Raw genomic sequence first — 11,497 nt, 5'->3', positions numbered from 1 at the left:
ACTAGCTCCCCGTCGGGCCTCCATATACGAAGGTCTGCACCTGTGTCACATCGCTCGACAGCAGCGCATACGAAACGGTAACGGTGAGCGTGGACTCCTGCGCGGATGCAACCACTGATTTCACCTTGATGTAGCTGCCCAGCCACTTCTGCAGCGCTCCCTGCACGGAGAATTGCGTAGCTGCCGCCATCTCCATGCTGTTGGGCGCGAAGGGAAGCTGGAGCAGACCGCTGCCGAAGTCCGGCAGATTCACGCGCTCGCCGGGCGAGGTGAACAACACCTGCTCAACAAGCTGGTTGACGTAATCCGCAATCGCCGCATCCTGCGTGCGACCGCGTCCGTCGAATTGATAAGGAAACGCAATGTTCATCGTGCTCATAGCGGCCTCTCTTACGTTGCAATCACTCGCGTTTGCGCTACGACAGGCATTAGCGGTGTCCCTGTGGGCACGCAGATAGCCACGCCAGTCATGATGAGCAGCGGCTGGCCCAGCGATGTAACCCGCACCGCGCCCATTACCCACTGCGCTGTTACGCATGGACCGTTACCTGCGGGCGGCGGCGGAAACGGACATCCGACGACAACCCATGGCGCCGATAGCGTAGCCGCGGGCATTCCACTCACCATCACGCGCGGGTCTGGCACAGTGGGCATCGCCTGCCCACCATGCGAGCAAAGCACCGTGGCTCCCTGATGTAGTACGGGTGCCGGCATCAAATCACCGTCAGTGCGCCGATGTTCACATCGGTGGTTGGGCCAATAAGCGTGATCATCGCTCCCTGGCCGTTGCTGATGTAAATGCCCGTGTCATTGACCACGAGCATGGCTCCGGCGGTGGATTTAAGAATGATGCCGCCGGTTACCGGTGTGGGCGCGGCATCGCTGATGAGAATCATGTTCTGGCCTGTGGTTTGCAGAACGATGTTCTGCCCTGGTGGAATCGCCGGCGGCGCAGTGGCGAAAACTGGAACATCAGCAGCCGTGCCCCAGAAGCCTCCGGTCCATATCGGATAGTCGGGATCGCCCTGCTCGAACTCGATCCACACCTGCGAACCGATGGGCGGCACGAGGAAGACGCCCGACTGAATACCTGCGGCAGGCACGCACGGCAGAGCCCACGTGGAAGGGGTTTCTCCGGCCAGCGCAGCAACCTGCGCCATGATACGGCCGGTCTGCAGCGGATCGAGATTATCGATCACAAGACCGCGGTACTTGCCGTAGTAGCGCTTCTTCTGTGCTGGGTCCGGGCTCATGCGCGATTCCTCATACGTTGACGTTAGTGACAGTGGAGACAAGGCCGTTGCGTGTCAGGGTAAAGCTCTGCTTGTATTCACCGCGCTTGATCTTGTGCGTAACGCTCTTCACGTAGTACAGGCCATCAAATGCAGGACCCGCACCGCGCACACCCACGAGTTGCCGCGCCTTCAACACACCGCCATAGCGCGTCACATCCAGCGACCCCTCGCACGTTACGCCTTCGGCGTTTTCCGCGGCCTGTGCGAGACCCTGCATAATGGCCTGTGGAATCGGCAGCTTGGGCACGTCATCGCGCCAGGGCTTCAGGTCCGGTGGAAGAAGATTCGTAGGCAACCCCATGATGGCTCCGAGCGGTGGATTCAGAGACGTAATCGGTGGAATTGGAATTGGAATACTGACGCCTGTCTCCTGGTTGTAGATGTAGAGCAGCGGTATCTTGTTCCTCTCCTGATCAAAGGTGAAGCTCATGCTCTCGACATTCGTGTAAGCATCCATGTCGATACTCAGCGCCGGCTGAACAGGCCCCACTTTGATCTGTGGCCCCCAGTAAGCTTTGCTCATGCCTGGGGCCGGGCCAGGATCGATGTAGAAGACATAGCCCACATCCGACGCAAGCTGACGCGCGTATTGATAATCGGTACCCTGGTGCACAGGAATCTGCTCAATGGGCAACTGCACGTCGATCATGATGCTGGGGATGATGAACGGAATCACACCGAACATGGAGTATTTGGCGCAGATGATGGCTACGCGCGCCTCTGGCGGGCACGCGGGATACGGAAAGCCGCTCCAGTCCGATTGATCCATCAACGCGGTCAGATCTTTGCCAGTAATGGTTAGCGTGGAGTTCGATCCTTTGTCGCCGGGAGCAAGCTGGTTGTTGGTGATCACACCATCGATCAGCACATTTGCCGTGCCGTTGACCGTGGCCACCAGCACCACGCGCATAAACAGCAACGGAACTGCGCCCGAGAGAATGAAAAGCGTCTGTAGTGACGACTGCTTGTTGATGCTGAAGACAAGCTGAAAGCCGCTCTGGCCAACGTCATCAATATGCACCTCAGCCGAAGCCAGCGACTCTATGATGTCGCTCGACACTGGAGAGGGCGCAATAGGCCCCATCAGTAGCGAAAGCTGAACGCTGCTCAGAGTGGCACTAGACACTCGTCCCTCCAGGCACACCCTGCGGCATGGTGATGGCAATCGTCGTTCCGGGCGTGGCAATCAGATCTTCCGGGCGCAGCGCTCCATTGGCGTCACAGAGTAGCCAGAAGAGCAGCGGATCGCCGAGATATTTCGCCGCAATAAGGTCAAGCCTGTCTCCCTGCACCACGGTGTGCTGCGCTACGGTGGCGTAGTTCGGCGTGCCCGGCTGCGGAACAATGCGCCGCGCAAGATAAGTCACGCTCTGGCCTGGACCCGATTGGCTAGGCGGCGTGGTGTAGGTGAGCGTGGAATAACTGTAGTAGCGGCTGTCCGTTGGAAAGCTCACCGGTGGAACAAGTCCAAGCTGAAGAAACGCAGTAAGGGGAGAACTCATGGAATGCCTCCGAGTCCGAGAACTGTGAGTGCTGCGCTGCCCGCCTTTGCAGCCAGTTGCTCCTTGTTGCTCAGGTAAGTCATGAAGATGTGGCCGCCGGGATGATCGAAGCCGAGATCATCGACATTCAGTACGCGCATGCCCAGGCTCACCTTGGCGCGAATCGGATTCAGCGATGTGTCGAAGGCTTCTTCTGTAATGGAGAAATCCGTCAGGCGCACGGGCACCACGCGGCTGCTGCTCCAGACGAAAAGCGTGAGCGGCTGCTCCAGCGGAATGATCTCCAACGTGCCCGCATTGGCCATCGCATTATCCGCATTGAGCGTCTCCACAGTCGGATTGACGAGCATCTCGAGCTGCGCCAACTGCGGCTGCAGTCCGTATTGCGCTGCATTTGGAAACTGCGTTGGAAACTCAAGCTGATCGGTGGCATCGAGCTCCGCCTCCACTTTGATGGTTTCGATCGCCGGCCCACGCAAGCGCAGCGCGTCCACGCGCACGCCGTCCTGCCCACCCTGTACCGCCTGAATCTGCAGCGTGCGTGAGAGCGAGTCCGGGTTGTACTGCAACGCAATCACGCTCTGCACCGCCGCGGTGTCGGGGTCCATCGTGACGATGCCGCCTTTGACTAATCGCGGCGAGATTGGGGATGTGGTAGCCATTGGCCATGCCTCTTTGTTTTCAAATGCGTATTACGGCGTCGCTTTTCCTGGCGCCGATTCAATCGGGCGCTCGACAGGCCACATCGCCGAGGAGTTACACGGGTCGTGCAGGCCGACTACCTCATCGGGGCCAATGTGGTGAAGCTTGAAGTTGACGTTTGTCCGGCACGTGATGTCATGGAATTTGCCGGTGACAACCGCGTCGTCGTCGATCATGACGGTGTTAAAGCGACGAAAGAGTTCGTCTTGCGCCACTTGTCGAATCACAAGGTTCCACGATGCTGCCCGGTTGACAATGGGTTGCGCTATGTCTACAAGCTTGTTGAACTCTTCGGAGAGTTTCTTCCTCATGTCGCTCTCGGTTTCAGGTCCGGAGCCGTGTCCGAGATAGGTGTTGATGCCCTTGTCATCACGCGAGACGTAGACAGCATTCTCCAGGCGCCATGGGTTGCCGGATTCATTGAGCAAGTCAAATGCAGAATGGTTGTGGAAGACAACGTGATCGCCGATGACGAGATCGTTCGGAGATGTAGGCGTGACGCGCTGCGTGCTCTTCAGTCCCGGTGTTTTTTTCTCCAGGGCTTCTCCTGCCTGGTCTCTCAGGTCAGTCTCGAGGTGCATATCCCAGAAAGTGTCCTTATTCAGCACGATTTTGTCGATGCCGAAAGTGGCTATGCGCTTGATGAATTTATCCTTTCCGATGGAGTCCGCCAGTGAGAGGAGGTTTACGAGAGAGATCAGATAGTCGCAGTGAATGAGGGTGCGCTTCTGCACTTCGTCCTGTGGCTCGAAGAGCAACTTGATAGCGGTGTATGGATCTGCTTTGCCCTTGTCTGACAGCTTCCAGAAGTACTTTTCGAGCGGCTGATCGCCGAAGATGGTGTGCCGAGTGGAACGATCAGTATTGACCGCCTGATTGACCCTTGCTTTGTCAGTCCGCGCTGCATAGTTGTCCGATAGGGCGGGAGTCCAATAGTCCCTGGCGGCGAAGTTGACGCGCGGACCATAGACCTCGGTGCCGGAATTAAAAGGATATCCGAAGGCGAGACGCAAGTTTCCGGATACTTTGTCGCCTTCTTGCGATTCCTTCATGTGGCGCACGGTAGAGAGGCGTTTCACGATTTCGGTCTGAAGCTCGTTATCATCGGCAAAGTCGAATGTGTCGCCGGCAGCCGCCATCTCTTCCATGATTTGTGACGCGAGCGCGGGGTTAATCCATTTGTGCGATTTAAGAAAGGCGGCACGGTCCTTTGCCTCCATTTCAGCCTTGTTGCGGACCACTTTTCGCTGGACAGCGCGTGGAGCTTTTGGAGCCTGTGCAGCATTAGATCCTCCCATTTGCTGCACGACATGGGTGAGTTCGTGAGCGAGGAGCCTGCGCCCTTCCTGCGTGTGAGGTGAGTACTGGCCGCTGTCAAAGACGATCCTGTCTCTCACCGTGTACGCCTTTGCCGCCACATCTCTGGCGGAAGACGCTGCCTGCGCGCCAGTATGGATTCGCACCTTGCTGAAGTCCAGGCCGAAGCGCGATTCAAAGAAAGAGCGGTCGCTGCGATCGAGTGGAACACCAGAGGAGTGCAGAACGCTCTCGACAGAAGACGGCGCTGAGGCTGGTCCCGCATCCGTGGAATTCCGCTGCACCTGCTTGTTCGCTTTGCACTCCTCGCACTGGCCGTCCGCTTCCGCGGAGCCGCCGCAGGAGCACTTGCGCTGCAACACACCCTCACTCCCGCTTGCCTTGCGCTGCAACGGCGCCTCGTCCTTCTTATCCTTGTCGTTTGCTATCGGCGGCGCGGCCTCAGCGGGTTTCAGATCCAGCTTCTTGTCGAGCGGCGTCTGCTGTGCAGGCGCATGCGCGGGAGGTTTTGCATACGGCGCGAAACGGCTTTTTTCCGCAGCCGCCACCTCATGCACGGAATCATCCTGATGCGCGGAATCATTCTTGGGGCGGAACATATCCATGCTTGCCCGCAGCGCCTGAGTCTCCGACTTGAGCCTGGCGGAAGTATCGTCCTTCTTCTTCTTTTTGTCGGCACCCGGGGTATAGCTGAAGGTCAGCATTGCCTTGGTCGGCTTATCCACGGGACCCTCATAATCCACCTTTACACTCATGTCCTTGAGCTTCGGGCTGATCGGACTCAAGGGAATGGCGGGAAGCTGCAAGGGCAGGGGCTTGTGCTCGGCGGCCAGCGCCGCCACTGTTGCCGTAGCGGCCGCGCCCACAATGATCTTGCCTGGAAGCGTGCCGACAAAGTCCGAAGCGCCCTTCACCAGCGGATCGTCTTTCGCAGCTTGTTCCAGCTTCTTACCTGCGTCGGTCTTCATAAAGGCTTCCGCAGCCTTCTTTGCTGCGTCGCCGTAATTGTCAGGCTTTGGATACTGTTGTGGACTCGAAGCATCCGGACCGTCACGCTGCACCGTGCTTGCGGTGGAGCTCATTCCTACCCGCCCAATAGACCACGCAGGAATCCGGCCGCCCGATGCTATGACAGCAGCTACGCGATCCGCCTCCTGCTCAAATGTGTCACCTGGCCGGTTCACCTTCAATCCCGAGGACGCGCCATGCGTCACAGCAGAAACGTTCGACGGCTTGTGCGCCAGCATTCTCTGGCTCATGGCTTCACGCTCCTTTGAATTGCACGGGCAATCTTCGTCCCAAAGGTCCTGCTGCCTGAAGGGCCAGAGTTGCGCTCAAGGTTTCCAAGCCGCAAGACCGGCGTACGACGCGATTTGAGCGCGGCATGCGCCGCAGGGTCTGCCAGCGCACGCGCAAGTTCGCCTTTCAGTCCCTCCACAAGCGCGGCGCGCTCCGCGGGGTCAAATCCCTGGAGAGCCAGCCGATCGATGGTAATGCGGATGCGGCTCATTTCCACCCCCTGACTTCTACTTCCGAAAGCGGGCGATCCGTTTTCTGCGCCTCCAGCCGTGCTGCCTGGAGAAGATGCGCCATGCCCACTGGCTCATTGGCATCCGCAGCAAGAAATGCGGCATTGAACGCGATATTACGAATGCTGCCGCCCGGCAGTTTGAGCTGTGCCAGCGCAGCCGCGTCAATGCCTTGCGTTGGCGTTTCGGCGGGAAACACACAGCGCCAGATAGCCTCGCGCTGCGTCACGTCCGGAAATGGAAACTCGATCACAAAGCGCAACCGGCGCTGGAATGCGCGATCCAGCGACGACTTGAGATTGGTGGTTAGAATCGCCAGCCCCTGATACGCCTCCATGCGCTGTAGAAGATAACCGACCTCCATGTTCGCGTAGCGGTCGCGACTGTCTTTCACGTCGCTGCGCTTGCCAAAGAGCGCATCCGCTTCGTCGAAGAGCAACAACACGCCGCCCTCTTCCGCTGCATCAAAAACCTGCCGCAGATTCTTCTCCGTTTCGCCGATGTACTTGCTCACCACGGCGGAGAGATCGATCCTGTAGAGATCAAGCCCAAGATCGTGGGCCAACACTTCAGCCGCAAGAGTTTTGCCTGTGCCGCTTTCGCCGGCAAAGAGCGCGCTGGCGCCAAGACCACGCCGTCCTTTGGCTGCAAAGCCCCACGTCTCGTTTACCTTGACGCGACAGCGAACCTGCGCAGTAAGCTGCCGCAACGCCAGTATTTGCGGTTCCGGCAGAATTAGGTCGCTCCACTCCGCAGTGGGAACAATACGCTGCGCCATATCCTCAAGCCGCGGGCGGGATAGCGAGCGGCATGCGTTCCACAACTCATACGGCGCATGCTCGCGCACCTTTGCGCCAGTGGCTTGAATGGTGCGCGCACTCAGACAGAACTGGCCTGCCAGGCGATCAAGCAATCCATCAAGGCTTTCTGCCTCCGGTCCAATCGACTCCTGCCAGAGCCGCTTCTGCTCTGCCGGGCGCGGCTTGTTCACTTCATACCGGGCAGCGCTACGGTTCAGCAGCAGAGGATCGCGGCTTGCTAGAAAAATATCTCCAGGGACTCTGTCGAGGAAGCGTTTTGCGAATGCCGTAAACTCTGCTGTGCCCGCCTCAATCAACAGAACCGCACTCAGCAGTGCAACCTCCCGCGTCCACAAATCTATCAGCAGATCAAGCGCAGACGCATCCGCCGGAATATCTTCCGCGCGAAGGATGTAGAGAGGACGGCGCGCAACGTATGCGGCAAGTGTGGCCACATCCTGCTGGCCATCCGGATCGTCTCCGCTGAGATGCAGCACTTGTGACTGCGCCGCTGTGGCCGCAAACATCGGCACAAGCCTTACCGCAAGCAATTGGTGTGCCTGCGCTGCCGCATCCGGCATCTTTGCAAGCGTGAGAATCGACGCAAGCCGTGAATCGAGCTGGTTGATTCCCGCAAGAAAATGCAACACACGTTCCTCAATGCGAATCGGCGCAGCCGTCAGTCCATGCGTTGCATCGAGATGAATGAGACGAAAGCGCCGCAGCGGACCCGAGGGCGTAAGCGCGCTCCAGTGCGGTTCCGCAAGCGAGGCCAGTGCCAGGCCGAAGGTCAACGCGCATCTATGCTGCCCACCATGCGCTTCCGCACACTGGGCCGCGAGCGCGGAATCCATTTCTACCCCCGCACAGAGCAGAAGCAGATCTCGCTCAAAGGCCGTTAAACCAAATATCTCTGCAAGCCGGTCGATTGCCGGCGCAGGCTCTATCGCGAAGCTGCTTTCACTGTTCTCGATCTGTGAGCCCTGTGAGCCGCCATCCACTTGCCTTCGCAGCCGGGCAAACTCTGCCACAAGATATGCCTGATTCGCTTCGGCCCACGACTGCTCGCTGCCGGCCGCGCTCGATGTCATCGGAGTTGTTGCGGTCGCACTCATGGCAGCACCGTCAGTGTGCCAGGAGGCGTGAATTTCCAGTTAGAGGCGACAGGCGCAAGCACTCCATCCACCTGCAGTTGCGCGGCGTATGTATCCGCTGCCAGCGCAGGTGCGAACTGGAAGCTGAGCGAGGCCGTCTGCGCGGTGAAGGGCTGCGCGACAACGACCTGCATATTGCTATTTGTCTGCGAACTGAGAACCAGATAGACATTCTGGCCAGACCGCACCTGCGGATCACAGCCGAGGGCAACAAGCGTGCCTCCGCCGCTGGCTGCAGCAGACGGCACGGGCGCTGCTGCAATCTTCAAGCCAATGCCAAGCACCACATTGCTGGTATGCTGCGTGACATTCCCGCTGGAATCCTTAAAGATCAGGCTCAACTCGCAAACGCCTGAAGGCAAATTCGCAGGATCCTCCGGCACCTGAAAGCTCACGCTCGTGTCCTGAGCGCTGCCGATAGCCGGCGCGAACAGATACGTAACGTGCGTCGTCGGGTTGGCGATCGAAATCTGGCTCGCCGTGCTCAGCGCCGAGCCATTGACTTGAACCGTGTCTCCCACCAGCGCGGGGGATTGATCATTGGGCGGCTGCAGGCCAAAGAGCTGCGCTGAAACGCCCGGCTGCACCACGATATTGCGCGTCAGCACAGGCAGCGAAAAGGCCGCCGGATTGTCGTTCCGCATCAGTACAACTGAAGCCTGAAACGGAAATGTCGGCCGATAATCCGCTTTCAGCGCCGTCCACAGCCACGCCATCTCCTCGCGGCCCAGTGTCGCCGGCGACAGCTTGATCATTTCAATCTGTGCATCCACCCCGGCAGCCTGCAGCGCATCGTTATACGTGCTTGAAGAAAGCTTGCCGAGCATGCTCGTGATCAATGCACGCGGCAGAATTGGATTCTCATGCAGCATGAGAATCGCGTATCCCAGCAGCGCCTCTGCCTCGGTATCCTCCGAAGCATACGCCGTAAGCAGATAGTGCAAGTCCAAAGCCAGCGGCGGATTCTTGAGCCTCGTGGATCCGTCCGCGGCCAAGGAAGGGAAATCAATGTTGCGCCATGCGGCGTTCGGCGTCACCTGATGCAGAAAGAGATTCACCAGTGGCCCGGAGTCGGGTCCAATTCCATACTTCGTCTCAACGACATCGGGCGCTATTGCCGAAACGGTAATTGTTCCCAGCGCGGAGCTGTTGTAGACAAGCCCCAGGCTCGTCTGCAGCACAGAAGTAACGGCGGAGAGAGCCAGCGCGCTGCTCATCGGGTCCTCCCGCCGCGTCGAAGATACTCGCCCAGGTCAAGCGATTTGCGCACAGGCTGTGCCGGTGGACGCTGTACCGGTTGCGGCTGCGCGGCAAGAACCTCAATGCGGCCAATGTGAATCTCAATGGCATCCGGCTCTTGCGCGGATTGCGCGAATGTCTGACGCCGAAGGGAATCAACACGCGGAGCTGGCACCTCTGGCGCTCCGACGCTTTGCAGTCCGCTTGCCCACTCTAAAGACACCGGCACAAGCGGTTTGAAACTCCGTTGCTGCGGCTCTGATTGTGCCATCCGCAATCCGCTATCGCTTTCAGCCTGAGATGCCGCGCGTGAAAGCGCGCTGATCGCATGAACCTGCCCGGTCTCCGATGAAGAATGTATCGACATCGCAGCTTCTGCTCTGACCTGCGGCATCATTTCAGAACCCCGCTCAGCCGGGCGCGGCTCTCTCTCAACATGCAGCGATTCCATGCGCGCAGGCGGGACCAAAAATTGAGGTTTACTCGGTGGCTGGATCGGAGTCTGCGTTTGCTTTGCATTCTGTGCGCGTTGCTGCTTTGTGCCCGGTACGAGCGTCTCACCCGATGCCTCGAATGAATCCGCGCTGCGCTGCTGAGCCCAGAGCGAGCCAAGGATTGGATGAATCGAGCGTTCGCGCGACAACGCGTTCGCCGCCATGCGATGTAGATAGCTGCTCATGCCCGCACCATCTCCATGTACAGCCCTCGCCGCTGGTCGCTCAACGAGAGGACTTCAGCCTCTGACCAGCCATACGCGGCGGCCAGTGTATGAACATCCAGCAGCAGACGGCGCGCACGCGCTCCAATCTCTGTCCACAGCCACTCAGCCATGTCCAGCGGCTCACTCCAGCCATGGCCGCACTCCGCGCATTGCAGTTCCAGCAGCGTCTCCGCAAGCGGATCAGCCTCCTCCAGCCGTATGCTGATCGCATCGATCTCTTCTGCTGAAAATTCGCCACAGCCAAAGTCGCCGCCATCGAGACAGCACTCACGCAACAGCTTCAGCGCAGCAGTCTGTTCATTCCTCTCGTTCACAATTCCTGCAAGGTCTCTGCTGTTAAGCGGACGAAACCTTCGTCCATCGATGACAATCTCTCCCGCAATGTCCTGCGCATCGCTGCGCAACTTCTCAGTGTCCAGGGAAAACTCCAGACGCTCGCCGCACTGCGGGCAGGCAACCCAGCCCGCGAGCATTTGGCCAAAGCTGGCACGGCGCAACTGGCTCAGCGCAGCATTGCGCCTGCCCAGCGGCCACGCGGCCAGTGTGTCGTAGCCCTCGCCGGGCAACGCCATGGAAATGGCGACCAGCGCGCGGTCCAGCGGATGCAACACCGCTCCGCGCTCCCAAAGTTCGAGGAAGTCGAGATTGGAGAGCGTTCTCATTCAGCCTTCTTTCGGCTTTACGTGTTCACCGTGGTCAGCGTCGGCTCTTGCTGCTCGGTGACGCTCGTGTCGCGCTCCCAGCCTTCGTTCTCGATCTTGATGTGCTCAATGGCGATGGCATTCGCATTCGCATCGAGATCCGGCATAGCCTGATACTCGGAGACCCAGCAGCGGTAAATCTTGTACGCGATCACCAACTGGCCAGCCTCGTTATAAAGCTCCAGGTAGAGATTCTTGCGGAAGCTGGCCAGCGAAACCTCAGAGCCAAGTGCGGCGCCAAAGTTCCACACCAGTCCTGCCCAGTCGTGGAAGGCAAGGTCCTGCGTCAGACCGCGTTCGAGCGTAATGGCCTCGTACTTGGTCCTGCCGGGCGACTTATGCGCGGTCGATGGATCGCCACCTGCACGATGCTCCACAACTTCGGTGGAGCGCTTAAGCCCGGTCAGCTTGCTGCCGCCGTAGCAGTATTTTCCGTCCCATTTCACCCGCCACTTGAAATTCTTGTAGGGGTCCAGGCGCGTCGTGTTTACAGAGAATGGAGGCATACCGTAAATCCTCTTTTCTTACGTCTCAGGT

The 11,497-nt window shown here is 58.9% G+C and carries 13 protein-coding genes; all 13 read right to left on the bottom strand.

Annotated features, from left to right (window positions below; genetic code table 11):
* Position 1 precedes the first annotated feature (1 nt).
* From ABSG47_RS01390 to ABSG47_RS01330, 13 genes are read right to left on the bottom strand one after another with little or no spacing between them, the layout of a single operon-like run.
* On the bottom strand, positions 2–379 hold the full coding sequence (locus ABSG47_RS01390) for a GPW/gp25 family protein (RefSeq protein WP_424165397.1): 378 nt from the start codon (positions 377–379) through the stop codon (positions 2–4).
* Between the two features lie 11 nt (positions 380–390).
* On the bottom strand, positions 391–714 hold the full coding sequence (locus ABSG47_RS01385) for a hypothetical protein (RefSeq protein ID WP_424165395.1): 324 nt from the start codon (positions 712–714) through the stop codon (positions 391–393).
* On the bottom strand, positions 714–1,253 hold the full coding sequence (locus tag ABSG47_RS01380; RefSeq protein ID WP_424165393.1) for a phage baseplate assembly protein V: 540 nt from the start codon (positions 1,251–1,253) through the stop codon (positions 714–716). Before ABSG47_RS01380 ends, ABSG47_RS01385 begins: the two co-directional genes overlap by 1 nt.
* A gap of 10 nt (positions 1,254–1,263) precedes the next feature.
* On the bottom strand, positions 1,264–2,421 hold the full coding sequence (locus ABSG47_RS01375; RefSeq protein WP_424165390.1) for a hypothetical protein: 1,158 nt from the start codon (positions 2,419–2,421) through the stop codon (positions 1,264–1,266).
* A complete protein-coding gene (locus ABSG47_RS01370) occupies positions 2,414–2,797 on the bottom strand; it encodes a LysM peptidoglycan-binding domain-containing protein (protein ID WP_424165387.1) in 384 nt (127 codons plus the stop codon). Before ABSG47_RS01370 ends, ABSG47_RS01375 begins: the two co-directional genes overlap by 8 nt.
* On the bottom strand, positions 2,794–3,459 hold the full coding sequence (locus ABSG47_RS01365; RefSeq protein ID WP_424165384.1) for a hypothetical protein: 666 nt from the start codon (positions 3,457–3,459) through the stop codon (positions 2,794–2,796). Before ABSG47_RS01365 ends, ABSG47_RS01370 begins: the two co-directional genes overlap by 4 nt.
* Positions 3,460–3,489: 30 nt before the next feature.
* Entirely contained in the window at positions 3,490–6,075 is a 2,586-nt protein-coding gene (locus ABSG47_RS01360; protein WP_424165382.1) for an eCIS core domain-containing protein, read from the bottom strand.
* Positions 6,072–6,326, bottom strand: coding sequence for a hypothetical protein (locus tag ABSG47_RS01355; protein ID WP_424165379.1), 255 nt, complete (start codon positions 6,324–6,326; stop codon positions 6,072–6,074). Before ABSG47_RS01355 ends, ABSG47_RS01360 begins: the two co-directional genes overlap by 4 nt.
* Positions 6,323–8,260 (bottom strand): ATP-binding protein, encoded by a 1,938-nt coding sequence (locus ABSG47_RS01350; protein WP_424165377.1) that lies wholly within the window; start codon positions 8,258–8,260, stop codon positions 6,323–6,325. The genes ABSG47_RS01355 and ABSG47_RS01350 overlap by 4 nt, the downstream gene beginning before the upstream one ends.
* Positions 8,257–9,516, bottom strand: coding sequence for a Pvc16 family protein (locus ABSG47_RS01345; RefSeq protein WP_424165374.1), 1,260 nt, complete (start codon positions 9,514–9,516; stop codon positions 8,257–8,259). The genes ABSG47_RS01350 and ABSG47_RS01345 overlap by 4 nt, the downstream gene beginning before the upstream one ends.
* On the bottom strand, positions 9,513–10,217 hold the full coding sequence (locus tag ABSG47_RS01340; RefSeq protein WP_424165372.1) for a hypothetical protein: 705 nt from the start codon (positions 10,215–10,217) through the stop codon (positions 9,513–9,515). Before ABSG47_RS01340 ends, ABSG47_RS01345 begins: the two co-directional genes overlap by 4 nt.
* Positions 10,214–10,921 carry a hypothetical protein gene (locus ABSG47_RS01335; RefSeq protein WP_424165370.1) on the bottom strand — a complete coding sequence of 236 codons (708 nt, stop codon included), beginning with the start codon at positions 10,919–10,921 and terminating at the stop codon, positions 10,214–10,216. The genes ABSG47_RS01340 and ABSG47_RS01335 overlap by 4 nt, the downstream gene beginning before the upstream one ends.
* Positions 10,922–10,938: 17 nt before the next feature.
* Positions 10,939–11,466, bottom strand: a complete 528-nt coding sequence (locus ABSG47_RS01330; protein WP_424165368.1) for a phage tail protein — start codon at positions 11,464–11,466, stop codon at positions 10,939–10,941.
* Between the last annotated feature and the right edge of the window lie 31 nt (positions 11,467–11,497).

Source organism: Occallatibacter sp. (genome assembly GCF_049510455.1).
In the GTDB taxonomy this organism is placed as follows: Bacteria; Acidobacteriota; Terriglobia; order Terriglobales; family Acidobacteriaceae; genus Telmatobacter.
The sequence above is the reverse complement of the archived record's forward strand: the minus strand, read 5'-3'. Positions and strand labels throughout refer to the sequence as shown.

Coding starts and splice junctions, on each gene's coding strand:
- ABSG47_RS01390 (WP_424165397.1), bottom strand. CDS start 379: ATGAGCACGATGAACATTGCGTTTCCTTATCAATTCGACGGACGCGGT.
- ABSG47_RS01385 (WP_424165395.1), bottom strand. CDS start 714: ATGCCGGCACCCGTACTACATCAGGGAGCCACGGTGCTTTGCTCGCAT.
- ABSG47_RS01380 (WP_424165393.1), bottom strand. CDS start 1,253: ATGAGCCCGGACCCAGCACAGAAGAAGCGCTACTACGGCAAGTACCGC.
- ABSG47_RS01370 (WP_424165387.1), bottom strand. CDS start 2,797: ATGAGTTCTCCCCTTACTGCGTTTCTTCAGCTTGGACTTGTTCCACCG.
- ABSG47_RS01365 (WP_424165384.1), bottom strand. CDS start 3,459: ATGGCTACCACATCCCCAATCTCGCCGCGATTAGTCAAAGGCGGCATC.
- ABSG47_RS01360 (WP_424165382.1), bottom strand. CDS start 6,075: ATGAGCCAGAGAATGCTGGCGCACAAGCCGTCGAACGTTTCTGCTGTG.
- ABSG47_RS01355 (WP_424165379.1), bottom strand. CDS start 6,326: ATGAGCCGCATCCGCATTACCATCGATCGGCTGGCTCTCCAGGGATTT.
- ABSG47_RS01350 (WP_424165377.1), bottom strand. CDS start 8,260: ATGAGTGCGACCGCAACAACTCCGATGACATCGAGCGCGGCCGGCAGC.
- ABSG47_RS01345 (WP_424165374.1), bottom strand. CDS start 9,516: ATGAGCAGCGCGCTGGCTCTCTCCGCCGTTACTTCTGTGCTGCAGACG.
- ABSG47_RS01340 (WP_424165372.1), bottom strand. CDS start 10,217: ATGAGCAGCTATCTACATCGCATGGCGGCGAACGCGTTGTCGCGCGAA.
- ABSG47_RS01335 (WP_424165370.1), bottom strand. CDS start 10,921: ATGAGAACGCTCTCCAATCTCGACTTCCTCGAACTTTGGGAGCGCGGA.
- ABSG47_RS01330 (WP_424165368.1), bottom strand. CDS start 11,466: ATGCCTCCATTCTCTGTAAACACGACGCGCCTGGACCCCTACAAGAAT.